Here is a 23,724-nt window from a genome sequence, read left to right as displayed (position 1 = left end):
AGGCGCCCATGGCCACCCACCACCACGATACCGGCTACAAGGAGCTGTTCAGCTACCCTGAGTTCGTTCAGCAGCTGATCGAAGGCTTCGCGCCCAGCGAGATCGCCGGGCTGATGGACTTCTCGACGCTCAAGCAGCACAACGGCCATTACATCACGCCGATGTTCGAGGAGAAGATCGAGGATGTGGTGTGGTCGGTGGAGGTCACCTGGCAGGGCGTGACCCAGCGCGTGTTCCTCTACATCCTGCTGGAGTTCCAGTCGGCGGTGGATCACACCATGCCGATCCGGCTGATGCACTATGTCGCCTGCTTCTACAGCGAGCTGCTCAAGCAGAAGGTGGTCACCCCCGGCCAGGGCCTGCCGCCGGTATTCCCGGTGGTGCTCTACAACGGCTCGAAGCCCTGGACGGCGCCACGGGATATCTACGAGATGATCACCCCGGAACCGCCCGCGTTCCTGCAGGTCTACCAGCCACACCTGCGGTACTACCTGGTCGACGAAGGGCGCTATACTGACGAGGATCTGGGCCTTCGCCAGACCCCGTTGAGCGGCGTGTTCAGCGTCGAGAACGCCGGGAAAGCTGGGAGGCCCTACAACAGGCCGTGGATCGAGTCGTGGCGATCATTCAGGCCGACCCGCACAAGGAGCGCACCGACCGGATCATTACCCGCTGGCTCAAGCGCCATTTGCATCGGCTGAGGGCTGAGGTCAACCTGGATCGGCTCAATAGCTTGATGGAGGACAAAGATATGTTGGCAGAGAATTTGGAGAACCTGGTCAAGAAAGAGCGTCAGGAAAGTGAGCGGCTGGGTATTGAGAAGGGCCGTCAGGAAGGCCGTCTGGAGGAAGCGCAGAGGATCTTGCGTAAGCAGATCAGCCTCAAGTTCGGCGACTTGCCGACCTGGGCTCAGCAGCGCCTGGATCAGGCCACGCCGGATCAGTTGGAAGACTGGTCTGCCGCCATCCTGGTGGCTGACAGCCTCGAGAGCCTCTTGGGCGAGCATTGAGCCAGGCGGGGTGAGGCCATGTTGGCAGAAAACTTAGAGAACCTGATCAAGAAAGAGCGGTTGGAAGGCCGCCAGGAAGGCCGCCTGGAGGAGGCGCGCGAGGTCGTGCGAACGCAGCTCACCTTCAAATTCGGTGAGGTGCCCGACTGGGTAGAGGCACAGCTTGCCCAGGCCGACCATGCTCAGTTGAAAGGCTGGATGCGCGATGTACTGTTCGCCACCAGCTTGGAAGAGATGTTCAAGCCCTGACCTCCCGGCGGATCACGGCTCGATCCGCCACGTCCCACCCTTGGCGATCGACTCGCCGTCCAGCAGACGCTCCGCGGCCAACAGCGCCAGCTTCACTACCTCCTGTTGCGTCTTGCCGTGCACCTGGCCCAGCCGGCGCAGTCGTCCGCGGCTGTCCGCCTCCAGGCTCACGGTCACTTCCTTGACTCCTTGCGCGCGACGGCGCTGGCGATAGCGCTGCTGGTGCTTCGCTGCCATGGTGGCAACCTCACGACGTGATAGGGAAGGTCAGTCTGTTGTCACGACGTGATGACAAGCGGTGGCGCGTGGTTGAGCGGGCGGTCGCTCATATCTGAGCGTCGAGACGCGCAATATTGAACGCGGCGGCGGGAAATGCGCGGTGCTAACCAAGCAGCCGCCGCCCCGGAGGGAGCGGCCTGGTCGTGGGCTGGCGGGGTACAGGGCGATCGCGATTCAGACGTGGGCGTCAGGCCGCGAGAGCGGCTCAATCGTCAGGCGCAGCCCCAGGGCATTGGCCACCTTGCTGATGGTGGAAAATGCCGGGTTGCCCTCGCCGGACAGTGCCTTGTAGAGCCCCTCACGGCTCATGCCCACCTCTTTGGCCAGCTGACTCATGTTGCGTGCGCGGGCGACGTCACCCAGCGCGGCGGCGAGAAGCGCAGGGTCGTTCTCCTCCATCACCGCCTCGAGGTAGGCAGCAATGTCCTCCTCGCTCTGCAAGTAGTCCGCGGTATCGTAATGACTGAAAGTGGTGTGTTGAGTTGCCATGGGTCACTCCTTCCATTGCGCGGCAATGGCTTTGGCCTGGTCGATGTCGCGAGCCTGGGTGGCTTTATCACCGCCGCAGAGCAGCACCACGATCACGGGCCCTCGGGTAATGTAGTAGACGCGGTAGCCGGGACCATGGGGGATGCGCAGCTCAGAGATGCCTTCCCCGACCGGTTTCACATCGCCGGGGTTGCCCAGGCTCAGGCGTCGGATGCGTGCCGTGATCCTGGCGCGAGCGCGTGTATCCCGCAGCCCTCGCAGCCACCGATCGAAGACATCGGTTTTTATGAGTTCGATTATGTGATAACTCTAGTTAACAATCAGGAGGGTGTCAACTCTGGTTAACAGCCCGGAGAGACAGAGGCCGCTCGAGGGAGCGGCCCGTGTGTCAACACAGTGAAGTGTGCCGGAAACGTCGGTCGTCAGCCGGTCAGGACCTGTGTGGCGGTGATCGGCACCGCAATGGGCGTCTTGTGCAGCGTCATGGCGGCGGGTGTCATCTGCTGACTCAGCAGGGCGCCCACTTCGTTGCTGGCGTGCAACAGGGTGGCGTTGGACAGGTGGGCATAGCGCTGAGTGGTCTTGACCTGGGTATGGCCGAGCAGCTTCTGGACCTCATACAGTGAGCGCCCGGCGTTGATCAGGAAGCTGGCGAAGCTGTGACGCAGGTCATGGATGCGGAGATCCGGCAGCCCCGCGCGCTGACGCGCCGAATCCCAGGAGTGAAACACAGTAATAAATGGCTTGCCGGTCTTGGGGTTGGCAAAGACCCACTCGCTGTCGGTGGCCTCGCGGCGCGATGCCAAAAGCCCCAGCGCCTGGTCGGAGAGCGGCACATGACGCGCCTCGCCGGTCTTGGGCAGCGGAATACGCCAGCGTTTCTGCTCCCAGTGGATATCCTCCCAGCGGGCCTTGAACACCTCGCCTCGGCGCGCCCCGGTCAACAGCAGCATGGCCACGATCGGCCCCAGCAGCGGGTTGGGTGAGGTGTCGATGGCCTGGAAAAGCGCCTGGGCCTCCCCGGTATTCAGATAGCGCTCGCGCCGGTTGTTCTCCTGAAACTGTGGAATGCCCTTGGTGGGATTTTTCGTCACCCCGGGAATATCCCACTCCATGGCCAGGTTGTAGAGGTAGCGCACCAGAACCAGTACTCGATTGGTGCTCGCTGGCTTGTGGCTGGCACGGTGCAGATGGATCACCTCGACCACCGCCGCCTTGGTGATCTTGTCCAACGGCAGGTGGCCCAGGTACGGCGATACATGGTTGCGCAATAGACACTCGTCGGTTGACCAACTGCGCTTGTGGACTTTCACGAAGGGCAGGTAGCGCTGCTGTATGAAGGCATTCAGCGTGGGTACTTGGCGCGCGATGCGCTTGTCCTCGGCCGGGTTCTCGCCCAGCACCACCTTCGACTTCACCTCTTGGGCCTTCTGGCGCGCCTGGGAAAGCTTGAGTAGCGTCGCATCGCCCAGCTTGTGCTGATAGCGCTTGCCCCGGTCATCGGTGTAGCGCACGTAGTAGGTACGACCACCCGAGGCGCGTAGCTCCAGCATCAGCCCAGTCACCTGGGTATCCTGCAGATTCACCTTGCGCTTCCCAGGCGGACACGCCTGCTTATCGACGAAGGATTGCGTGAGAGGGGGTGTGGCCACTATGCTTCTCCTGATTAGAGCCATACGGCTAACAAGGTGCAATATAGGCCAGAAGATTCAAATAAGCTACATAAAGGATTGCGCATGACCCGATCCATTGATGCCGCACCCCGTCCCACTCTCAGTAGTGCCTACCAGTGCGCCATCCTCATTCGCGCGCTGCGCACCTTCTACCGTCTGAGCCAGCACGACCTGGCGAAGCTCTCGGGGTATCGCGCCCGACCCTGGATCGCATCGAATCGCTGCGCGGTATCGAGCGTGCCCGGCAGTCGACCCTCGAGCACCTGCTGGATACCTTTCGCCAGCTAGGCGCGGAGATCACCCTCGATCCCCAGAAGGGGGCTCAGGTGCATTTCAACCTGGCTGCCATGGCCTTGAGCTTGGAGACCCTGACCGACGATACCGAACTGCGCGATCAGCTCGCCGTGTTTGAGCGGCCTGCCGAGACCGCTCCCTCGGCCTTCGAGCGCTTGCTGGCGCTGGCGGAAACTCAGCGCTCGCCGGTGATGGAGCGTTTTCGACGGCAAGCCTTTCCCTCGCCAGCAGAGCCTGCCTGGCAACAGGCCCAGCAGGAGGCCCACGCCCACCGCGCAGAGTCGCTTCGCCAAGTGCAAGCGGCGGCCAGCGAGGCGGAAATGCGGGGGACGGGGGAGGATATGGCGGGATATCTACAAGGCGTTGATTTAATTGATAAAGAAGATTTCAAGGAGCTGCGGCGGGCAGCGGCGGAAAAGCGAGCGCGGAGGACGAAAGGAGGGTCGGGCGAAGGGGCGGATTAAAGCGCGGCTAAATGATTGAAAAGACTAATATGATTCAATTTAGCTGCATTGGGTCTCACTCCAGATTCCGACCGTGCGGACATGGGGCATGACAACGCCATCGGTACCGAGAATGACGACACCTTCCTCGCGCCGCTGATGTCCATCAATGGCCTGTCCGCCAACAGCCTGAACACCGGCGACTACCTCGACGGTAACGGCGGCAACAACAAGCTGGTTGCCGAAGTGCAGTCCGGTGGTGCGGTGTCCGGCGAGTCCGGCGCCAGCCTGCGCCCCGTGACCCAGAATATCCAGGACTTCGAGTTCACCGCGCTGAACGCCGGTGGCAGCATGACCCTGGGCTCTGTCCTTGAGCAGTTCATCGCCGCCGAGCTGGGCGATGAACTTGACGGCTGGGAGTTGCAGGGTCCGGCAGTCGGTATCGACGCTGCCCGCATGACCGATGTGGTCAACATGGGCTCCTACGACAGCAACGCCTCCCTGGTGATCTACGATGTCACCACCAAGACCAGCAATGATGGCGTGCGCAACACGGAAGAGCTCACCTTCCGCATGGACCACACGGCCAATGACAACAGCAATGGCTTCGCGTCCAACCTGACCGTCTACTTCGATGAGAACTACCTGCTGGCCGGCCGCGTCGAAGACGCCAGCCGCATCCAGTACGAAGTGATGAACCAGGACGCCTGGGACCTGATCAACGTTGACGGCCAGGACGACGTTGAGCTGCTCGACGGTGTCTTCTTCCAGCGTCTCTCCTTCACCCTGAACGGTGAGACCGTCGACCTGCACCCGCTGCTGGGCGAGACCGGCATCGAAGGCGATGGCCTGACCATCCGCACTCACCAGGACCTGGCCGACGCCATCAACGCCGCTCTCGAAGAGCTCGGCCTGGCTGACCAGGTGTCCGCTTCCGTGGGTCCGAACTTCGTCGAGCGCTCCGGTGTCGACGCTGCCGAAGGCCGCGATGCACCCACCGTGGTGCTGGAAGGCGAGCCGGGCGTCGAGCTGGGTGCCAACGAGAACTTCGCGTTCCTGGCCGCTTCCGACAACAGCCCGATCCGTAACTCCAACCGTTACGACCGTGCCGACGAAGCCGTCATCGAAGGTGAAGACGAGCGCATCACCACCAACGTCGAGCTGCACAAGGTGGGCCGTGGTGCTGAAGGCGGCGACGTCCATGTCGGCGGCAAGGCCGGCGGCAGTATCGCCGTGTTCAACGTCGACGTGCTGGGCGCCGACGAGAAGCCGAGCAACATTGGTTGGCTGAACACTGGCCGCAACCAGGACGGCATGGAGACCGTGAACATCGCCACCCACGAGGACTACGTGGACGGCGAGAGCTTCGCTAGCCTGACCATCCGCAACGGTTTCGACAGCAACCAAGGTCTGATCGACGAAGTCAACGCCAACGACTTCCTGGGCGACCTGACTATCGGCTCCGATGAAAATCGCATCGAAAATGTGGCCGTATTCACTGCCACCGGCGGCGGCGATGTTGAGTTCTGGGCGGATTACAGCACTACCCTAACCCACAGCATCACCACCGGCGACGGCGATGACCAGATTGATGTCAATCTGAGCGGTGTCTCTGCCTCCGGCAGCACGCTGACCTCTGTGGATATCACAGCTACCGGCGGTGACAACGTTATCGAAGTCGACCAGGACGGTGAAGGCGAGCACTCAGCTACCATCACCACCGGTGCCGGTGATGATGTTATCCGTGGTAACGGCGTCTCTATTACGGTCGACTCTGGTGCTGGCGACGACGTCATTTACGCCGAAAATACAGGCCAGACAGCTATCGGTGGCTTTGAAGCCGGTGACTGGGCTGATGAATTCGGCACCGTAGACGTAAACGGTAACGATGTGCTGGCCGAGCAGCTGCTGCACGGTCGTCAGGTTCAGGTAACGATTGCCATCCCCGGCGGTGGTGACAATGACGGCGTTGGGGCCTTTGTCAACGGCTTCGAGGCAACGGCTACCATCGAGGCATCGAACGGTTTCCTGACCACTGAGCGTGATCTTTACGAGGCGGCGGCGCGTGCCATCAACGAAGATCCGGTGCTCAGCAAGCTGATGCGTGCCGAAGTCGACAGCAACGGTAATCTGATCGGTAACTACCTGATTGATGGCGAGGCCAGCTCAGCTAATCTCGTTACCGAAATGGCAGTGCTCGGTGAGTGGAGCGATCTCTCTACCGCTGAACGTAACGGCATTCGCGATGAGCTACGTGCCGAGTACAACGACTCCAGCATTGAAGTAGGCGACATTGACGGTGCATACGACTCACTCGAGGGTAATACACTCAACGAGAACGAGTCCTTTGACGGTACTTTCCTGGGTACCGACTCCACAACCACTGGTTCTAACGTCATCAACGCTGGCACCGGCGATGACGTGATCGTGCTGAGCTCTGCTGCAGCCGATCAGGAGGAAGGCCGTTTCGACACCGTCGAGTTTGACGCGGGTGGCTTCGGCACCAACACCATCGTGCACTTTAACGACGGTGAAGACGGTGATGTGTTAGACTTCACTGCCTGGCTGGACAACGAACAGCAGTTGGCTGGTTCCAGCACCCAGTCGCGTGAGCGCTTCGATACTACTTACGATGTAGGCGGTACCGAATTTTCGGCCAACAGCGTGGTCGTGACCGACTTTAGCAGCCTTGATGCTTCGGCCACTACCGACTTCGCAAGCCTTTCGGGTTCGCAAGTGCTGGCGGCGCTGAATGCCTCTGGTGGCTTTACCTCTAGTGCTCAGGCAGATGTTGTTGGCGGCGTTCAGAAGTCGATTCTCTTCGTTGAGAATACCGGAGACGACCAGAACCTTGGTGAGTATAAGGTCTTTGAAGTCACATCTGATGCTTCTGAATCTGGTGACGACACCTTCACCGGCGCCGAGTTGGTGGGTACCGTCGACTTTGGCCAGACCCAGGACTTCCATGTCGACAACTTCGCCTAATACCGGCTACGAGCCGCCTCGGTAGCTCGTTATTCGGACCTTTAGGTAAGTAACGAACCCCCGGCTTCTGCCGGGGTTTTGTCTCTGACGCATGGCCTATGCTGTCGCTAGCCACCGATCATGAGGTCACCTTATGCCCCACTTTGTGCCAATACAGCCCTCCGTCCATCGCCATGCCGGCTTTCAGCGTGCCCAGGACGTTTACCACGCCGCCCATGACCGCTTTGCGCCCCTGCTATTGGACGAGCTGGCTCACGCGCTGCCCTTTATGCCGCTGTGCTTTACCCCGCACGCCACAGAAGAAGGGCGAGAGCGCTTCCAGCTGGTGGGTATGCTCGGGCTGCACGATAACCAAAATCTCTTTCTTCATCCCAAAAGCCACAAGTGGCTGGTGGGCTATACGCCCGCCTGCTACCGCGCCTACCCGTTTGGGCTCGTCATTGATGACCATACCGGCAAGCCGGTGCTCGGCTTCGATACCAACAGCGGCCTGCTGCGTGACTCCCTCGATGAGCCGGGGGCGGTGGCCTTTTTCGATGAGCAGGGTCAGCCGGCCCAGCATCTCAAGGACACCCTGACCTTTCTCAAGGCGCTGGAAGCGGGCAAACAGCGTACCCAGCAGGCGGTGGATGCGCTCGCCGAACAGGGGGTGATTCAGCCCTGGCCTGTCGCCCTGAAGATCGGTGAAGAGAAAGAGACTCTGACGGGGCTGTACCGTATCGATGCCGAGGCGCTCCAACAGCTCAGCGATGAAGCACTCGGCAAGCTCAACCGGGTAAATGCCCTGCAGCTCGCCCATGCCCAGCTGTTCAGCCAGCCGCAGCTCAAGCATCTCGGCAAGCTTGCCAGCATTCACGCCCGCGCTGGTGAGGCGGCAGCCAACGAAAACCTCGATGAGCTGTTCAACGAAGGCGACGACGATTTCCAGTTCGACTTTGACAGCTAGGGAGAGCAGGGATGTCCAAGCGCGCGTCACGCCGCCGGTCGGGGGCTCGGTCGCCCAAAACGCCAGCCGTCAATGCGCCAGGATGGGCTAGCGGCCTACGCGCCCGCCATCCGAAGGGCGACTCGCTGGCCGCCGAGCGGCTGACGCCCAATACCTCACGGCCCACGGCGGCGCTGAATGACCCGGTGCTGCGCTATCATGCCCAGCGTATCGACCATGTGGGGATCAACGCCTTTCTGGTGGCTCTGGCAGCCTGGCAGCGTGGCCTGCAGGTGAGCTTCCACTATGAGCTGGCCACCCAGTGCGAACGCTTCGCCGACCTGCCGGTGCAGGGCTACCGTGGCGAGGTGTTCAGCGTCAGCGATGGGCGCAAGACCCACTATTTTCGCCGTACCCTCGGCGACCTGTGCAGCCTCAAGAGTAGCGCCCTGGCCAGCCACAAGGCCGCCGCCAAGCAGCATCTTGCCGCCCAGGGACTCGATGTGCCCGATGGCATCGTCGTGAGCCCTGACCAGACCCAGGGCGTCAGGGGATTCTTGGCCCGCCACCCGGGCAAGCGCTTGCTGATCAAGCCGCTCGGCGGAACCCTGGGGCGTGGCATCATTCGTGATATCCCGGCCGATGGCGTGAGCCGCCATCTCCAGGCGAGCCAGGAGGAGTCACTGCTGCTCGAAGAGATGGTCAGCGGGGCGGAGTATCGTGTCTATGTCACCGACCAGCGCTACGTCGCCGCCTACCAGCGCCGCCCGGTGAGCGTCGAGGGCGATGGCCGGCACTCCATCGCGCAGCTTATTGACGCCCGGCAGCGCCAGCGCCGACAGGGCCACCCGCTTAACGCCGTGGCCATTCCCACCGGGGATAACGAACGGCGCTATCTTGCCGAGCAGGGGCTGACGTTCGATAGCGTGCCCGCGCCAGGCGAGCGGATCTACTTGAACGACGACCCGTCGCGGCATCACGGCGCCGATCAGGTGGAGGCCACCGATAGCCTGCCAGAGGCCGTGCGAGAGGCCTGTGTGCGCTGCGCTCAGGCCTTGGGGCTGCCCTTTTCTGGAGTCGATGTGATCGTTCAGGAGAGTGGCCGCTACGCCATACTGGAAGCCAATCAGTGCCCGATCCTGCTGGGCGCGGCCTTCCCGACCCTACCGACTAACGCCGGCAACCGTGTGGCCGAGTCGCTCATCGACCGCTACTTTCCTGGCTCGGTGGACAATCCCCGCCATACCAAGGCCAGCTTCGATTTCGTGCAGGTCTGCCAGACGCTGCAGAACGGCACGCTGGGTGCCGTCAGCCTGCCGGTGCTGGGGCCTGACTGGGAACATCAGCGTATCTCGATACCCGCCACCCAGGTCAGCGCCAACGCCGAGCAGACGATCAAGGACGCCATGTTTGCGCATGGCATTCACGCCCAGCGAATCAAGACCGGCACCGGCGATCTGATGATCGACATCGTCGCCCCGAAAGAGCGCTACCAACGGTTTAAACGAACCCTTGAAGGGAAATGACACCCCAAAATCTCATAGGAGCCACAGCCCCATGGCCAAGACCCCGCAAACGACCCAAGCCCAGACCGTCACCATCGACGGCACCGAGTACAACCTCGACGCCCTCTCTGAGCAGGCCCAGGCCCAGCTCACCAACCTGCGCGTCACCGACCGGGAGATCGAACGCCTCAACCAGCAGCTGGCCATCGCCCAGACCGCCCGCAAGGCCTATGCGCGTGCGCTCTCCACCGAGCTGCCCAAGAGCGAGCACTGATGGCCAAGCGCCACCTGATCCCGCTGGTGGTGCTCGCGGCCGTGGCCCTGACGGGCTGCGGCCGGGTGCCGTTGGTGCCGATTATTTGACCAGGAGGTAGTGCCTTGAGCGATAGAGCGGGAAGCAGCCGACTCGTCGAGTTTTGCCGGGGCAGGGCGGTTGACCACAAGGGCCGCACGATAGAGGACATCTGGGCGTTGCCACCCTTCTGGCTGGAGCACACTCACGACTTTATCCAGTGGCTCTTCCCGATTTCCGAGGCGGGGCGCTTCAACGGCTTCGCCCCGCTGCTGGACGAGCCGGCAAGCGCCGCTTTCGCCAACGACGAGGTGCTGCGTGCCAATCAGCGTCGCTCGCTCGACGTGATGCTGGCGTTCTTCGGCCTTGGTCGACGGGAGCATGTTATCGAGGCGCTGCCTGAGCTCAACATGCGCGAGCACATTTGGCTCAAGCGGGGCGGGCACAACCACCTGCGGATCTCGCGGATCATCCGCAGCCTGCACCTGTGTCATCAGCCCGAGCTCGCGGCCGCCTTCCAGTACGCCGTGATCGAGATCGGTTCCACGCGGGGAGTGGTGTCGGAGCAGTCAATTGCTTACTGGCGTGCGGCCTCCCAGCCCTGAGAAAGCGTGACCGATACCCGTTACCCCTGGACCTCGAGAATCACGATCTGAAACGCGCGATCGGCCTTCGGCAGGTGATCGTGATTCAGGAACGGGTGCAGTGGTTCGGAGGCGATCAGGTTGACGTCGAGGTCGTCTAGACCCGCCGTGTGCAGGGCGTTACCGAGTCGTTCGATCAGGCGCTCGGTGGTATCCCGCTCCGCCGGGCAGCGGCGGGTCAGCACCAGGTAGTTGGTCTTGAGGCTATGTCGTCTGGCATGGCGGCTGACCTTGGCCAGCCGGCGGATATCGCTGATCAGCCCGCGCATGGCATCGCCCCGCTTGAACTCCAGGATATGCGCCGTGCGTCCCCGTTTGCCCGTGTGCAGTACCAGGTCGAAACGCCCGTCGGGACGCAGGTCGGGCTCACTGAGCAGCTCGGCGATGTCGTCGACCTGCATGTCTGAGGCCTCTAAAGTACGTTTGACCTGCGCCTCCAAGCGATAGCCGAAATTGTCAAAATGGACAGCGAAGTAGTCGGCCACCCGCATGGCCATGAAGAACTCCGGCATGCGATGCAGCGAGGAGCGCGACAGCCGTTGAGCGTCGTCATGGGCGGCCAGCAGAGCCTCCATAATGGCGTTGAGGCGGTTATTGGGTGAAGACCTCATGGGCGACCTCCCTGGTCAGGAGTAGAGCCGTGACCATGACAGGCACGCTGAGCAGCCAGGCGGTGATCGATACGATCGGCATCTCAGGCTCCCTTTGATGGCTGGTGTCGGTGATACGGTGATAGATCGGCAGAGGACGTCGATTCTTGAATGACCTCCTGGAAGCCTTGCGCGCTTCGGCGCTGGCGATAGCGCTGCTGGTGGCTGGCGGCCATGGGGGTAACCTCACGTCGTGATGGGGAGAAACTGGGTATGGCGTCACGACGTGAGGGGGCGTGGTCACTCATTATTGAGCGCTATGACGGGGCTTCTTTGCCCGGATCGAGCCGGCCCGCCACGCGCCCAGGCCGTTTGGAGGGTCGGCCGGGGCATCCGGGTGTGCAAGGGAGAGGCGTCGAGCCGGGACAATCGCTCAGCCGGCAAGGCCCGGCACCACGTCTACCGGCGGGGCAGGCAGTGCCTCCGGGCACCGGGAATGGAGCTGCCCGAGTTCAACGACTTGCAGGATCTACACGAGGTACATGACATGCTGGCCGAACGCATCAAGAAATGGCCCGAGCGGTGGATCGAGGAAGGGCGCCAGGAAGGCCGAGAAGAAGGGCGAGAGGAAGGGCGCCAGGAAGGGCGTCAGGAAGGCCAGTTAGAGGCCAAGCGCGAGACCGCCCGCAATTTGATCGCTCGTACCGAGATGGACGACGCCATGATTGCCGAGATCGCCGGGCTGCCCATCGACGACGTGGCGCGGCTGCGTGCCGAGGGCCGGCACTGATTGCTTGCATCGCCCTGACGCCCAGCGCCGCCTATGCCCGCGCCCTGAACGAGCAGCTGCCCAAGGAAGCGCACTGATGATCAAGCGTCACCGGCTCCTGCTGCTGGCCCTCGCCGCCGTGGCCCTGGCGGGCTGCGCGATTATTTGAATGGACGGTGGTAGCCCTGCCGATGGGGCAGGACCATACGGAAGCCAGTGGGGCTGTGGTAGGCTGAGCCGCACTACCCCGAGACACAGAGCCCCGCATGGCCAGCCACCACGACCACAGCTACAAGCTGCTGTTCTCCCATCCCGAGATGGTCAAGGACCTGCTCACCGGCTTCGTCAAGGAAGCCTGGGTCAGCCAGCTCGACTTCGCCACCCTGGAGAAGGTCAGCGGCTCCTACGTCACCGACGAGCTGCGTGACCGAGAAGACGACATCATCTGGCGGGTGCGCTGGGGAGACGACTGGCTCTACGTCTACTTGTTGCTGGACAAATTCATCGGGAATGAATTTGGGCGCACTTCAGTGCGCCCGAAGGGTGGGCGCCATGGATGGCGCACATCAATTCCAGTCGAGCGTCGACCGCTTCATGGCGGTGCGGATCATGAGCTACCTGGGGCTGCTGTACCAGGACCTGATTCGCCAGAAAGCCCTGACGCCCAGTGGCAAGCTGCCCCGGTGCTGCCCGTGGTACTCTACAATGGCGAAGCGCGCTGGCGTGCCGCACACAACGTCAGCGAGCTGGTCGAACGGGTACCGGGTGGCCTGGAGCGCTACCGACCCGAGCTGAGCTACCTGCTGCTGGACGAAGGCGCCATCGTCGAGGCGCCCGACTGGTCGGACGAGACGCGCAACGTGGCCGCGGCCCTGTTCCGGCTGGAGCACAACCGCGACGAGCAGGACATGCTCGACGTGCTGGGCCGGCTGGTGGAGTGGCTCAAGGCCCCGGAGCAGACCGGGCTGCGGCGTGCCTTCGTGGTGTGGATACGTCGCGTCATGCTTCCGCACCGGGCACCGGGAATGGAGCTGCCCGAGTTCAACGACTTGCAGGATCTACACGAGGTACATGACATGCTGGCCGAACGCATCAAGAAGTGGCCCGAGCGGTGGATCGAGGAAGGGCGTGAGGAAGGGCGTGAGGAAGGCGAGCGGCTGCACGCCGAGAAGACCGCCCGCAACCTGATCGCCCGCACTGAGATGGACGACGCCATGATTGCCGAGATCGCCGGGCTGCCTATCGAGGAGGTGGCACGGCTGCGTGCTGAGAGCCGGCACTGATCGTTTGCATAGCCCTGACGCCCAGCGCCGCCTATGCCCGCGCCCTGAATGAGCCGCTGCCCAAGGAAGCGCACTGATGATCAAGCGTCACCGGCTCCTGCTGCTGGCCCTCGCCGCCGTGGCCCTGGCGGGCTGCTGCGCAGCGCACCAGACCCGCTACCTGCGCGGGATGCGGGTGGCGAGCGAACTGTATGAACGCCGGGCGGCGGCTTGCCGGCGGCGATGCGTGGTAAGCTATCGGCAGTTGATTGCAAGGAAGCCCCATGGCCACCCACCACCACGATACCGGCTACAAGGAGCTTTTCAGCTACCCCGAGTTGGTTCAGCAGCTGCTCGAAGGCTTTGCGCCGTCCGAGATCGTCGAGCTGATGGATTTCTCGACTCTCAAGAACCACAGCGGCAACTACATCACGCCGCTGTTCGAGGAGAAGTTCGAGGATGTGGTGTGGTCCGTGGAGGTGACCTGGGAAGGTGTGACCCAACAGGTCTTCCTGTACATCCTGTTGGAGTTCCAGTCGGGTGTGGACAGCACCATGCCGATCCGGTTGATGCACTACGTCGCCTGCTTCTACAGCCACCTGATCAAGACCAAGGTCACGACCGCTGCTCAAGGGATGCCCCCGATCCTGCCCATCGTGCTCTACAACGGGTCCCGAGACTGGACGGCCAAGCAGGACATCTACGATCTGGTCACCCCGGAACCGCCGAGCTTCCTGCGGGTCTACCAGCCCCGCTTGCGCTACTACCTGGTGGACGAAGGGCGCTACACTGATGAAGAACTGGGGCTGCGCCAGACGCCACTGAGCGGAGTGTTCAGCGTGGAGAACGCCGGTGAGAGCTGGGAGGCCCTGCAGCAGGCCGTGGATCGGGTCGTGGCGATCATCCAGGCCGACCCCAACAAGGAACGTATCGACCGGATCATCACCCGCTGGCTCAAGCGCCACCTGCAGCGGGTCGCCCCCAAGGCCAGGCTTGACCTGGATTGTCTCAACAGCCTGGTGGAGGATAGAGACATGTTGGCAGAGAATTTAGAGAACCTGGTGAAGAAAGAGCGGCTGCAAGGCCGAGAGGAAGGCCGAGAGGAAGGGCGCCAGGAAGGCCAGTTAGAGGCCAAGCGCGAGACCGCCCGTAACCTGATCGCCCGCACCGAGATGGACGACGCCATGATTGCCGAGATCGCCGGGCTGCCCATCGGCGACGTGGCGCGTCTGCGTGCCGAGAGCCGGCACTGATCGCTTGCATCGCCCAGACCGACCGCGCCCTGAACGAGCAGCTGCCCAGGGAGGCGCACTGATGATCAAGCGTCACCGGCTCCTGCTGCTGGCCCTTGCCGCCGTGGCTCTGGCGGGGTGCGGCTGGGTGCCGCTGGTGCCGATTATTTGAATGGACGGTGGTAGCCCTGCCGATGGGGCAGGACCATACGGAAGCCAGTGGGGCTGTGGTAGGCTGAGCCGCACTACCCCGAGACACAGAGCCCCGCATGGCCAGCCACCACGACCACAGCTACAAGCTGCTGTTCTCCCATCCCGAGATGGTCAAGGACCTGCTCACCGGCTTCGTCAAGGAAGCCTGGGTCAGCCAGCTCGACTTCGCCACCCTTGAGAAAGTCAGCGGCTCCTACGTCACCGACGAGCTGCGTGACCGGGAAGACGACATCATCTGGCGGGTGCGCTGGGGAGACGACTGGCTCTACGTCTACTTGTTGCTGGAGTTCCAGTCGAGCGTCGACCGCTTCATGGCGGTGCGGATCATGAGCTACCTGGGGCTGCTGTACCAGGACCTGATTCGCCAGAAAGCCCTGACGCCCAGTGGCAAGCTGCCCCCGGTGCTGCCCGTGGTACTCTACAATGGCGAAGCGCGCTGGCGTGCCGCACACAACGTCAGCGAGCTGGTCGAACGGGTACCGGGTGGCCTGGAGCGCTACCGACCCGAGCTGAGCTACCTGCTGCTGGACGAAGGCGCCATCGTCGAGGCGCCCGACTGGTCGGACGAGACGCGCAACGTGGCCGCGGCCCTGTTCCGGCTGGAGCACAACCGCGACGAGCAGGACATGCTCGACGTGCTGGGCCGGCTGGTGGAGTGGCTCAAGGCCCCGGAGCAGACCGGGCTGCGGCGTGCCTTCGTGGTGTGGATACGTCGCGTCATGCTCCCCACCGGGCACCGGGAATGGAACTGCCCGAGTTCAACGACTTGCAGGATCTACACGAGGTACATGACATGCTGGCCGAACGCATCAAGAAGTGGCCTGAGCGGTGGATCGAGGAAGGGCGCGAGGAAGGGCGCGAGGAAGGGCGCGAGGAAGGGCGCGAGGAAGGGCGCGAGGAAGGGCGCGAGGAAGGGCGTCAGGAAGGCCAGTTAGAGGCCAAGCGCGAGACCGCCCGTAACCTGATCACCCGCACCGAGATGGACGACGCCATGATTGCCGAGATCGCCGGGCTGCCCATCGACGACGTGGCGCGGCTGCGTGCCGAGGGCCGGCACTGATTGCTTGCATCGCCCGGAACGCTCAGCGCTGCCTACTCAACGAGCCGCTGCCGCCCTTCTGGTTGGAGCATACCCTCGATGACATCCAATGGCTGCCGCCGGGCTTTCCAAAGCGGCCACTGCTGGCGATCTCAAGGCTGCAAGATGCCCAGCGCACGCAAGCTGCCGATGGCGTCTTCGGATAACGCCGCGCTGAACTCATCTGTGGTGACGAACACCATCAGAGCGCCATCGGGAACGTGCTCCAGGGTTGTGATCAATGCTTCGCTTTCTTCGGGGTCTCCGTGGGTATCGAAGTTGTGGGGCTCTGACTTACCGTCAGGCGTTCGTACCCAGAGATTGATCCCACGTTGTAAGGTCATGAGGTCCTCCCCATTATGTCGCAGATAGGCGTTTTCCCACTGCTTTGCCAGAAAGCCACCTGTCGCGCGGGCATCGAGTTCCGAGCTGTCATCGAGTGCTACCGTCAGGCGAGATACACTGTCTCGGGTATCGCCCGGCGAGAGGTGGTCTGATAGCACCTGCTCTCCTTTGATGACGGCTGCCGTCCATGCGCTGCGATACTCCGGTGCCGAGGCGTTTGATTGAACGCGCAGGTCGAATTCCGGCTCGAGAGTGGCCGCCTGCCAGGGTGTTAGGATGATCCGCGGCGACAGGCGGCGGCTGTCATGGATTCCCCGCCAGGCAATGAAAGAATGATTGGGCAACGGCTTGGCTTCGGCGAGTATGGCCAGCGTGGAAGGTGAGAGGTGCGCTATCGTATCTTGACTTTTTTCTGGTGTTTTCCGCTCTGGCCAGAATACGACGTCGCCGCCGCGGTTGTGCAAACGCAGGTGCTGCAACAGGTATTCGCTGAGAGAAGTGTCTTGCGGGGCCTCGAGGAACGTCTCTAGGTCGCTCAGCGTCAAATGGTTGGTTTCTCTGCCCTTTAACACCTGCGCTGGGTGCGAGACTCCGTGTCCTTGCCCGGCCAATAAGCACAGGCTTGGAGCTTCGGGTGGAGCGGGGACTTCTTCCACCAGAGTGTCAGGTAATGTGCTGCATTCGCCAAGCCACAGAAATCGCTCGGTACTATGGGCATTTTCCAAGTGTGTGAGCAGCTCATCGGTGCTGCGTGTTTGATCGATTCGTAGGCTGTTATCTAGTGTCACCAGAGCAGGCAGCGGGAATTCGTGGGTTCCGATGGAGGCACGCTGGTCGCCAATATTAACTCTGAGCCCCTTGCGAAGGCTGGCGTATTGCCATAGGTGGCGTACTGTGGAGTAACGCTTGCGGATCGCCGCGACTGGATCTGGGTGAGTCTCCATGAATGTCTTGCCTGGTGCCAGTAGGTTCCGCCCGTAGCCCAGTGCCGGAACATCGAAACCCAGCTGATATAGCAGTGTCGGCCCCACATCCATCAGGGAGGCGGGCCTTCCCAGGTCGATTCCTTCTGGCACTAGCTCGGGGCTGACCCCCGGCATCATGAATAGGTTGCGACGGGGTTTCTGATTCAGGATGTCTGAAGCGGTGTTTGGTAGGGCCAAGTGGTCCGACACCACCACTACCAGGGTGTTCTCCAGGCTCTCGGCGCTGAGTAAATAGTCGATGAACTCAGACAACAGCTGATCGCTGCAGTGCACGGCATCGAGAATGGGGTTGTCGTTCAGGCCTGGGTTGTCGTCACTTGTATAGGGAATATCCTGGCAGCTTCTCGAAACGTGGCCTCTAGGGTGGTGAGTGTCCAGTGTGAGAAGCGTCAAAGCAAAGGGGTCTGGTTCGCTCGCCAGGGCATCGAGTTGTGCTTTTGCCATGGCCAACAGAGAGTCGTCATAGAGCCCCCACTGGTTGAGGTAGCCTGGATCGTCGAGCTGGGGAGCGAGTTCGTCGCGCCCTATAACATTGGGCACGCCATGACTCTGATAAAGAGGTCTTTGTCCGCAAAGCTGCTATCAGCCCCGCCCATATAATATTGGCGGTAACCCTGGGAGGCCAGGATGTCGCCAAGGCAGTGCGCATTGGGGAGAAACGCTTCCGTTCCCATTGTCTCGTTACGCGTGTTGCTGGCTGTTACCAGCGGCACGCCGCACTGGCTGGCTACCATTCCGCCAATGGTCCATGTCATCCCGGGCAGTGAGTGGACCTGCGAAAATGAGAGGCTCTCCTTACGCAGGGCATTCAGGTTTGGCACTAGACCAGGAAAGCGCTCTGCGTCGAAGTAACCTGTTTCTATCGATTCGGCGTAGATCAACACCAGGTTTTTCGGCCGGCTAATGCCGCTTCTCAAGGATGTTTCTTTATCGAAGACCAGGTCCTCAGGAAGCGGTGCTGCCGGCTCTTGAGCGAGATAGACTTTTAATGTTTTATAGGTCCCTGTTACCCCGGGGTTGCTGCCCAGTGCGATTGTGGTTGCCATGGCTGCCGGTAGTACGGCCAGCCGCCCAAATCCGTGATGTCGCCTCATTGCCAAATAGTGGCAGCCGGCGCCATAGCCCAGACTGGCCACCAGTAGCCCCGCTGCCAGCAGCATGGTTGAATGGTATTCCCCAAAGCCGGCGCCGCCCAGCCCAACCAGCAGGTGGTATAGCACGGCCTCGTTGATACCGCTTCCCGACAGCTGTTTGGACACCACATGTGCTGACGAGATCAGAGCCAAGCCCGTTCCCAGCAGAGCGGCCAGCTGGGCAACGATTCTGTGACGAGGTAGCAGCCAGCTGGCCAGAAGGAGCATGACCAGCGAGAACAACAGTAGCCAATTGATATTCATACGGTGGAGCCTGAACAATAAGAAAACATAATCACTGAAACAGCGAATATTACTGGGTCAGGACTGGCCATCAGCGGGCCGGCACCTGCCGGGTGTTAGGTTACCAGAATATGACAGCTTCACGTCTGGCTGGTATGGATACGTCGCCTAATGGCTTCCCCACCGGGCACCGGGAATGGTGCTGCCAGGACATCGACGATCTGGTCACCCCGGAACCGCCGAGCTTCCTGCGGGTCTACCAGCCCCGCTTGCGCGACTACCTGGTGGACGAAGGGCGCTACACTGATGAAGAACTGGGGCTGCGCCAGACGCCACTGAGCGGAGTGTTCAGCGTGGAGAACGCCGGTGAGAGCTGGGAGGCCCTGCAGCAGGCCGTGGATCGGGTCGTGGCGATCATCCAGGCCGACCCCAACAAGGAACGTATCGACCGGATCATCACCCGCTGGCTCAAGCGCCACCTGCAGCGGGTCGCCCCCAAGGCCAGGCTTGACCTGGATTGTCTCAACAGCCTGGTGGAGGATAGAGACATGTTGGCAGAGAATTTAGAGAACCTGGTGAAGAAAGAGCGGCTGCAAGGCCGAGAGGAAGGCCGAGAGGAAGGGCGCCAGGAAGGCCAGTTCAGAGGCCAAGCGCGAGACCGCCCGTAACCTGATCGCCCGCACCGAGATGGACGACGCCATGATTGCCGAGATCGCCGGGCTGCCCATCGGCGACGTGGCGCGTCTGCGTGCCGAGGGCCGGCACTGATCGCTTGCATCGCCCAGACCGACCGCGCCCTGAACGAGCAGCTGCCCAGGGAGGCGCACTGATGATCAAGCGTCACCGGCTCCTGCTGCTGGCCCTCACTGCCGTGGCCCTGGCGGGCTGCGGCCGGGTGCCGCTGGTGCCGATTCTGTAGTCCCTGCTGAGAGGTTAATGGTACGGTAAAACCATGATGAAGCAGCGGTAAACCTTGATGTTCTGTCAGCGATTCGGCTTGGAAGTCCACGTCACGCGTCACGCACGCGAGCGTATGGTGCAACGGGGTATCACTGAAGCTATGCTGGGTGAGCTTCTGGAAACCGGTGAGGCGCGCTATAAAGACGATACCTGGCTATGGGTCGCCAAGACCATGCAGGGCCGCCACGACAATCTCGTCTGTGCCGCCGTGGTGCTGGAAGATAGACTGATCGTCAAGACCGTCCTGCACCACTTCCAATGGGAGAATTGACCGTGCGTACCACCTACGATGAAGCTGACGATATTCTCGTCTTGCACCTCTCCGAAAAAGCCATTGCTAAGGAAGTCTCGCAGGACTGGAACACCCATGTCAGTTACGCGGAGGATGGAACCATCGTGGAGATCGTGATTCTGGAAGCCTCCAAGCAGGGCGCCTGGCCCCTGTTGCGCAGCCATGCGGCTTGAAAAGCATCACGGGTAGCGTGGCTCAAGGCCCCGGAGCAGGCCGGGCTGTGGCGTGCCTTCGTGGTGTGGAGTCGTCGCATCATGCTTCCGCGTGCCGAGAGCCGGCACAGATCGTCTGATAGTCCCAGAGCACTCAGCGCCGCCTACGCCCGCGGCCCGAGCGAGCAGCGTTCCAGAGCGGGGCAGCCGAAGATGATCCGGCTAGCCGGGGTGAATGGCGTTAACCTTGCAGGCCCTTCAGGTCTGCCACCAGCGCTTCCAGGTTAGCCTTGTAGCCGGCTTCCGCCACGCGCCGCTCGGTCATATAGTAGCCGCGCAAGGCGTTGTAACTGGTGAACCGGCCGACCGCAGTGATTTCCTGGTCGTAAATCACGTCGCCATCGGGGCTGGTAACCACGTAGTGGATGACCACGGTACGCCTGAGCGGACCCAGCGAGACCAGGCGATGGCTGATCAGTCCCCACTCACCACCATCTATCAGGGTGGCATCCAGGCTGTAGCCCTCTCCCAACAGGTTGGCGCCTTGCAGGGTGTCGTGGAGCAGCTTGGTGAAGCCGTCGTTGCTCACGTTGGGGCTTACCCGCCCCAGAGGGTAATGATGCTGGTGCCCTTGAAGTCTGTTGCCGAATTCACGCTGATGCCTTGATAGAGCGGGTGCTCGGCGCCTACCGGGTCGGAATCTTCGTAGAGGGTGTGTTCGTGCCTGGGCTCTCCGGTGAGGGTGACACAGCCAGCTAGCACCGCCATGGTGAGGAAGGCGATGAAGAGTTTACTGATTTTCATTCTTTTGGTTCCCTGTTTTGTCCCTGCTTTCCTGTGCAGTGCTCAGTCTATAGTACCAGCCGTTAAGGTGGCTTGAGTCAACGAAGTGTTGTTGCCCTCATGGCGAGGGCATGGCGTATCTGCGCCTAGAGCCGGCGCTGGCGGATAGGCGCCTTGGTCGGCCGGCAGTCTCCTGTGTTGGGAGGGTAGAATGCGGTATCATGTTCGCCCATTTTTCAAGCTCGCCCAATGACAGGAGATATGGCCATGGCTGAGCAGCCCAAGGCGCAAGCCGTCACCATCGATGGCACCGAGTACCCGCTGGATGACCTCTCCGAGCAGGCTCGTGCCCAGCTCACCAACCTGCGCGTCACTGACGCCGAGATCGAGCGCTTGAATCAGCAGCTGGCCATCGCCCAGACCGCCCGCGCCGCCTATGCTCGCGCCCTGAATGAGCAGCTGCCCAAGGACCAGCACTGACCCACGGGCGGCGCTGCTCGGCGCCGTTCGGCCCACCTGAACGAGAGTCTCCTATGACCTGGCAACAGGCCAGCATCACGCTAGATCACCTTCAGGACGCCATGGCCCGCTGCGACCGGCTGGGGCTGGCGGCGTTTCGCAGCGCTACTCATCCCGGCTTCAAGGCCGCCAAGGGTAAGCGCGTGACCTATCAGGGCCGTGGCCCGGTACGAGCCGCGCCCGCTGCTCGCCGCCGCCTATGCCCTGGCGTGCCCCGACCAGCCTGCCCTCGGCCCCAAGGCCTTCTCCGGCGACAGCGCCCGTCAAACCCTTATCCGTCACTACGGCTTCATGCTGGAAGGCGAGCAAGCGGAAGAGGTGCCCGCGCCAGAGGCAACGCCGCACGAAGCCCCCGGCGTGACGATCGATGGCATCCGCTACCGTCTTGGCGACCTCTCCGAACAGGCCCGCGCCCAGCTCACCCACCTGCGCGTTACCGACGATCGGATCAACAATCTCAAGCGGCGCCTGGCTATCGCCCGGACCGCGCGACAAGCCTATGCCGAAGCGCTGGCGGCGGCGCTGCCGAAGGAGGTGCACTGATGGAAAACGACACGCCCTACTTAAGTTTCGCGGCTATTTTGTAGAGCGTTTAAGTCTCGATCTCCGCAACGCAAGGCCTTCCTAGCCGACCGGGCTACAACGTGCTTTCGTGGAGTGGTATGTCGTTGGTGCATATGTTTAATGACGGAGTGTATTTCGCATGATTTCATCTCGACTGCCACTCCCACGTACTGCCGCAAACCGAATGCTTTTTGTCGGCTTTGGGGTCTTGGGCCTCGCATGGTTAGCTGTCATCGCTGTTGACGTTCTCAATCTGTTGGGTGCCGGTGATCAACTTTATTTCCATATGATAGAGCGCAATGTGACGCGCTCTTGGGTGTGGGTGATGCTCTTCAGTGAAGGCGCCCCTATCGAAATTTTTCAGTGGCTGACATTGGCACTGGCGGCGGCGGTCGCCTTTGTGTTGTACGGACGTTTGTCGCTGGGGGCGGTGATCGGTAGTCGTGAGCGATCTGCGGCGCTGTTCTGGCTGCTGATGGGGGCTGCGTTGATGCTCATGATCCTTGAGGATGCCGGAAACGTACGCCATTGGTTCAGAAGTTCTGCCTATCACTTTCTGGGAGGCAGAGAGGCGCGGTATGTGGAGCTGCTTTACTTTGTCGCCTTGGCTTGCGTCCCGCTATCTGCGCTGCTGCTTTTTGGGCGTGCTGTGCTATGCCTGAGGCGTACTCGGGTATATCTTCTGGCTGGATTTGCCTGCTATGGCCTAGCGGCGATGGGCTCTGCACTTCGCTATCACTGGTATGACACTCTCGGCCACTGGGTCCACCATGGCCTGCTGGGTGGTGCCATGCGCATCACTGAAATCGGGGGCCACAGCCACTACTTCTGGTTAATGGACTTTTTGATCGAGGAATCGCTTGAGCTGGCCGGCGCAACCCTGCTGGCTGCAGCAGCGGTTCACTTTAGCGCCGAGTTTTCGCGCCATCAGGCCTCTCCGCTGACTGACACCTGAGAGGCCTGATGGCATCGCTTCAGCGCTTTCCAGATGCGAAAAGTATACAAGACTTTCTTGTTTCGAATGTTTAGAATACTTCGGCCTCGCGCTGGCGGGGTGGGAACATTACGAAGAAAAGCAGAAACAAGGATCGTCAAGATGAAGAAAGTTACCGCTTCCGCTGTACTGGCCTTTGCCGTTGGGCTGCCGATGACCGCACAGGCTGCAGGGTCGAATTTTGGCTACACGCAGATTTCCGGGGCGTTCGTTGCCACCTGGCTGGATGACGATGTCGTGCTGCCGGTTGGCAACGGATGGTACGAGTCCCATGACAGCGTCGGTGGAGTTGGTCTGTCGGGCAGCTATCAGTTTACCGACAACCTGTTCGTCGCACTTAGCAGTATGTATCGCACCAGCCGTGGTGATACGGAGATCAACCTGACCGATGTGGGGCTCTCACTTGGCTATGCCATGCCAGCCGGCGAGCGGACCGATCTGGTCTTTCAGGGGGAGTGGTCAATACCGAGCTGGAGCTGTGCAGCTGGACCTGCGGCAAGGTCGATGACAACGGTTTGCTGCTCGACGCGGGGGTGCGTCATTGGGTGAGTTCGGCCTTCGAACTCAATGGCGGTGTCACTCACGTCAACTATGACGATTTCGACAGCAACACCGCGCTGAACGTGGGATTTGCCTACTGGAGCAGTCCCGCTTTCTCGTTGGTCACCGGTGTAACCGTGGATGACGACAGCACTTCACTCGCCATCGGGCTTCGTTACACTTTCAACTGAAGTTGCCAGCTGCAGCTACTGCCCATATGACGAGACCCATGAGCTGAGCTAGGCTGAGGCGGGCACGGCGCAAGCCGTGCCCGCTTCGTCG

The 23,724-nt window shown here is 61.6% G+C and carries 32 protein-coding genes; 23 read left to right on the top strand and 9 right to left on the bottom strand.

Going from position 1 to position 23,724, the window contains the following annotated elements; genetic code table 11:
* Nucleotides 1-8: 8 nt before the first annotated feature.
* The 3 genes from ACSJDS_RS17585 to ACSJDS_RS17575 are packed head-to-tail and all read left to right on the top strand — an operon-like array spanning nt 9 to nt 1,258.
* Nucleotides 9-701: an Rpn family recombination-promoting nuclease/putative transposase gene (locus ACSJDS_RS17585; RefSeq protein WP_473034360.1), complete on the top strand. Its 693-nt coding sequence runs from the start codon at nt 9-11 to the stop codon at nt 699-701.
* The gene (locus tag ACSJDS_RS17580; protein WP_473034359.1) at nt 617-1,009 is read left to right on the top strand and encodes a DUF4351 domain-containing protein; all 393 of its coding nucleotides are present in this window, start codon (nt 617-619) and stop codon (nt 1,007-1,009) included. The genes ACSJDS_RS17585 and ACSJDS_RS17580 overlap by 85 nt, the downstream gene beginning before the upstream one ends.
* An 18-nt stretch (nt 1,010-1,027) precedes the next feature.
* Complete coding sequence (locus ACSJDS_RS17575; RefSeq protein WP_473034358.1) at nt 1,028-1,258, top strand: hypothetical protein; 231 nt, start codon at nt 1,028-1,030, stop codon at nt 1,256-1,258.
* A 12-nt stretch (nt 1,259-1,270) separates the two neighbouring features.
* Here ACSJDS_RS17575 and ACSJDS_RS17570 read toward each other — a convergent pair whose 3' ends face one another.
* The 4 genes from ACSJDS_RS17570 to ACSJDS_RS17555 all read right to left on the bottom strand — a co-directional run bounded on the left by ACSJDS_RS17570 (nt 1,271) and on the right by ACSJDS_RS17555 (nt 3,702).
* Nucleotides 1,271-1,495, bottom strand: a complete 225-nt coding sequence (locus tag ACSJDS_RS17570; protein WP_473034357.1) for a hypothetical protein — start codon at nt 1,493-1,495, stop codon at nt 1,271-1,273.
* 216 nt (nt 1,496-1,711) lie between these two features.
* The gene (locus tag ACSJDS_RS17565; RefSeq protein ID WP_223135873.1) at nt 1,712-2,026 is read right to left on the bottom strand and encodes an addiction module antidote protein; all 315 of its coding nucleotides are present in this window, start codon (nt 2,024-2,026) and stop codon (nt 1,712-1,714) included.
* Between the two features lie 3 nt (nt 2,027-2,029).
* Nucleotides 2,030-2,314 carry a type II toxin-antitoxin system RelE/ParE family toxin gene (locus tag ACSJDS_RS17560; protein ID WP_473035063.1) on the bottom strand — a complete coding sequence of 95 codons (285 nt, stop codon included), beginning with the start codon at nt 2,312-2,314 and terminating at the stop codon, nt 2,030-2,032.
* 134 nt (nt 2,315-2,448) lie between these two features.
* Nucleotides 2,449-3,702 (bottom strand): tyrosine-type recombinase/integrase, encoded by a 1,254-nt coding sequence (locus ACSJDS_RS17555; protein ID WP_473034356.1) that lies wholly within the window; start codon nt 3,700-3,702, stop codon nt 2,449-2,451.
* Nucleotides 3,703-3,762: 60 nt separating this feature from the next.
* Here ACSJDS_RS17555 and ACSJDS_RS17550 point away from each other — a divergent pair, with 60 nt between their 5' ends.
* The 7 genes from ACSJDS_RS17550 to ACSJDS_RS17520 all read left to right on the top strand — a co-directional run bounded on the left by ACSJDS_RS17550 (nt 3,763) and on the right by ACSJDS_RS17520 (nt 10,748).
* Complete coding sequence (locus tag ACSJDS_RS17550) at nt 3,763-3,987, top strand: helix-turn-helix domain-containing protein (protein WP_473034355.1); 225 nt, start codon at nt 3,763-3,765, stop codon at nt 3,985-3,987.
* A gap of 38 nt (nt 3,988-4,025) precedes the next feature.
* A complete protein-coding gene (locus ACSJDS_RS17545; protein ID WP_473034354.1) occupies nt 4,026-4,457 on the top strand; it encodes a hypothetical protein in 432 nt (143 codons plus the stop codon).
* An 81-nt stretch (nt 4,458-4,538) separates the two neighbouring features.
* A complete protein-coding gene (locus ACSJDS_RS17540) occupies nt 4,539-7,421 on the top strand; it encodes a hypothetical protein (RefSeq protein ID WP_473034353.1) in 2,883 nt (960 codons plus the stop codon).
* Between the two features lie 133 nt (nt 7,422-7,554).
* A complete protein-coding gene (locus tag ACSJDS_RS17535) occupies nt 7,555-8,367 on the top strand; it encodes a SapC family protein (protein ID WP_473034352.1) in 813 nt (270 codons plus the stop codon).
* An 11-nt stretch (nt 8,368-8,378) separates the two neighbouring features.
* On the top strand, nt 8,379-9,872 hold the full coding sequence (locus ACSJDS_RS17530) for a hypothetical protein (protein WP_473034351.1): 1,494 nt from the start codon (nt 8,379-8,381) through the stop codon (nt 9,870-9,872).
* A gap of 31 nt (nt 9,873-9,903) precedes the next feature.
* The gene (locus ACSJDS_RS17525) at nt 9,904-10,125 is read left to right on the top strand and encodes a DUF6447 family protein (RefSeq protein ID WP_473034350.1); all 222 of its coding nucleotides are present in this window, start codon (nt 9,904-9,906) and stop codon (nt 10,123-10,125) included.
* Between the two features lie 104 nt (nt 10,126-10,229).
* The gene (locus ACSJDS_RS17520) at nt 10,230-10,748 is read left to right on the top strand and encodes an opioid growth factor receptor-related protein (protein WP_473034349.1); all 519 of its coding nucleotides are present in this window, start codon (nt 10,230-10,232) and stop codon (nt 10,746-10,748) included.
* 20 nt (nt 10,749-10,768) lie between these two features.
* On the opposite strand, the gene ACSJDS_RS17515 is transcribed toward ACSJDS_RS17520, so the two are convergent.
* Nucleotides 10,769-11,398, bottom strand: a complete 630-nt coding sequence (locus tag ACSJDS_RS17515) for a hypothetical protein (RefSeq protein WP_473034348.1) — start codon at nt 11,396-11,398, stop codon at nt 10,769-10,771.
* A 475-nt stretch (nt 11,399-11,873) separates the two neighbouring features.
* On the opposite strand from ACSJDS_RS17515, the gene ACSJDS_RS17510 reads away from it, so the two are divergent.
* From ACSJDS_RS17510 to ACSJDS_RS17490, 5 genes are all read left to right on the top strand, one after another.
* Nucleotides 11,874-12,167 (top strand): hypothetical protein, encoded by a 294-nt coding sequence (locus ACSJDS_RS17510; RefSeq protein WP_473034347.1) that lies wholly within the window; start codon nt 11,874-11,876, stop codon nt 12,165-12,167.
* A 245-nt stretch (nt 12,168-12,412) separates the two neighbouring features.
* A complete protein-coding gene (locus ACSJDS_RS17505; RefSeq protein WP_473034346.1) occupies nt 12,413-13,429 on the top strand; it encodes an Rpn family recombination-promoting nuclease/putative transposase in 1,017 nt (338 codons plus the stop codon).
* Nucleotides 13,430-13,692: 263 nt separating this feature from the next.
* Nucleotides 13,693-14,661 carry an Rpn family recombination-promoting nuclease/putative transposase gene (locus ACSJDS_RS17500; protein ID WP_473034345.1) on the top strand — a complete coding sequence of 323 codons (969 nt, stop codon included), beginning with the start codon at nt 13,693-13,695 and terminating at the stop codon, nt 14,659-14,661.
* Nucleotides 14,662-14,909: 248 nt separating this feature from the next.
* Nucleotides 14,910-15,788, top strand: coding sequence for an Rpn family recombination-promoting nuclease/putative transposase (locus ACSJDS_RS17495; protein ID WP_473034344.1), 879 nt, complete (start codon nt 14,910-14,912; stop codon nt 15,786-15,788).
* The gene (locus tag ACSJDS_RS17490) at nt 15,686-15,913 is read left to right on the top strand and encodes a hypothetical protein (RefSeq protein ID WP_473035062.1); all 228 of its coding nucleotides are present in this window, start codon (nt 15,686-15,688) and stop codon (nt 15,911-15,913) included. Before ACSJDS_RS17495 ends, ACSJDS_RS17490 begins: the two co-directional genes overlap by 103 nt.
* Nucleotides 15,914-16,044: 131 nt before the next feature.
* On the opposite strand, the gene ACSJDS_RS17485 is transcribed toward ACSJDS_RS17490, so the two are convergent.
* Together ACSJDS_RS17485 and ACSJDS_RS17480 are read right to left on the bottom strand one after the other, a co-directional pair.
* Nucleotides 16,045-17,802, bottom strand: coding sequence for a sulfatase-like hydrolase/transferase (locus tag ACSJDS_RS17485; RefSeq protein WP_473034343.1), 1,758 nt, complete (start codon nt 17,800-17,802; stop codon nt 16,045-16,047).
* Nucleotides 17,787-18,659, bottom strand: a complete 873-nt coding sequence (locus tag ACSJDS_RS17480; RefSeq protein ID WP_473034342.1) for a sulfatase-like hydrolase/transferase — start codon at nt 18,657-18,659, stop codon at nt 17,787-17,789. Before ACSJDS_RS17480 ends, ACSJDS_RS17485 begins: the two co-directional genes overlap by 16 nt.
* A 110-nt stretch (nt 18,660-18,769) precedes the next feature.
* Here ACSJDS_RS17480 and ACSJDS_RS17475 point away from each other — a divergent pair, with 110 nt between their 5' ends.
* The 3 genes from ACSJDS_RS17475 to ACSJDS_RS17465 all read left to right on the top strand — a co-directional run bounded on the left by ACSJDS_RS17475 (nt 18,770) and on the right by ACSJDS_RS17465 (nt 20,063).
* Nucleotides 18,770-19,306, top strand: coding sequence for a hypothetical protein (locus ACSJDS_RS17475; protein WP_473034341.1), 537 nt, complete (start codon nt 18,770-18,772; stop codon nt 19,304-19,306).
* 308 nt (nt 19,307-19,614) lie between these two features.
* Nucleotides 19,615-19,869 (top strand): DUF4258 domain-containing protein, encoded by a 255-nt coding sequence (locus ACSJDS_RS17470; RefSeq protein WP_473035061.1) that lies wholly within the window; start codon nt 19,615-19,617, stop codon nt 19,867-19,869.
* A gap of 2 nt (nt 19,870-19,871) precedes the next feature.
* Complete coding sequence (locus ACSJDS_RS17465) at nt 19,872-20,063, top strand: DUF2283 domain-containing protein (protein ID WP_473034340.1); 192 nt, start codon at nt 19,872-19,874, stop codon at nt 20,061-20,063.
* Between the two features lie 220 nt (nt 20,064-20,283).
* Here the strand turns inward: ACSJDS_RS17465 and ACSJDS_RS17460 are convergent, their stop codons facing one another.
* Nucleotides 20,284-20,631 carry a protein kinase family protein gene (locus tag ACSJDS_RS17460; RefSeq protein ID WP_473034339.1) on the bottom strand — a complete coding sequence of 116 codons (348 nt, stop codon included), beginning with the start codon at nt 20,629-20,631 and terminating at the stop codon, nt 20,284-20,286.
* Nucleotides 20,632-20,639: 8 nt separating this feature from the next.
* Nucleotides 20,640-20,846: a hypothetical protein gene (locus tag ACSJDS_RS17455; protein WP_473034338.1), complete on the bottom strand. Its 207-nt coding sequence runs from the start codon at nt 20,844-20,846 to the stop codon at nt 20,640-20,642.
* 246 nt (nt 20,847-21,092) lie between these two features.
* On the opposite strand from ACSJDS_RS17455, the gene ACSJDS_RS17450 reads away from it, so the two are divergent.
* From ACSJDS_RS17450 to ACSJDS_RS17430, 5 genes are all read left to right on the top strand, one after another.
* Nucleotides 21,093-21,305, top strand: a complete 213-nt coding sequence (locus tag ACSJDS_RS17450) for a DUF6447 family protein (protein ID WP_473034337.1) — start codon at nt 21,093-21,095, stop codon at nt 21,303-21,305.
* Between the two features lie 198 nt (nt 21,306-21,503).
* Nucleotides 21,504-21,887 (top strand): hypothetical protein, encoded by a 384-nt coding sequence (locus ACSJDS_RS17445; RefSeq protein ID WP_473034336.1) that lies wholly within the window; start codon nt 21,504-21,506, stop codon nt 21,885-21,887.
* Between the two features lie 205 nt (nt 21,888-22,092).
* Entirely contained in the window at nt 22,093-22,863 is a 771-nt protein-coding gene (locus ACSJDS_RS17440; protein WP_473034335.1) for a hypothetical protein, read from the top strand.
* 141 nt (nt 22,864-23,004) lie between these two features.
* On the top strand, nt 23,005-23,451 hold the full coding sequence (locus tag ACSJDS_RS17435) for an outer membrane beta-barrel protein (RefSeq protein WP_473034334.1): 447 nt from the start codon (nt 23,005-23,007) through the stop codon (nt 23,449-23,451).
* Entirely contained in the window at nt 23,418-23,633 is a 216-nt protein-coding gene (locus ACSJDS_RS17430; protein WP_473034333.1) for a hypothetical protein, read from the top strand. Before ACSJDS_RS17435 ends, ACSJDS_RS17430 begins: the two co-directional genes overlap by 34 nt.
* Nucleotides 23,634-23,724: the final 91 nt, after the last annotated feature.

The sequence above is a fragment of the Halomonas sp. SL18_1 genome, from assembly GCF_055755715.1.
Note: the sequence above shows the minus strand (reverse complement) of the source record. Positions and strands in the feature narration are given on the sequence as shown.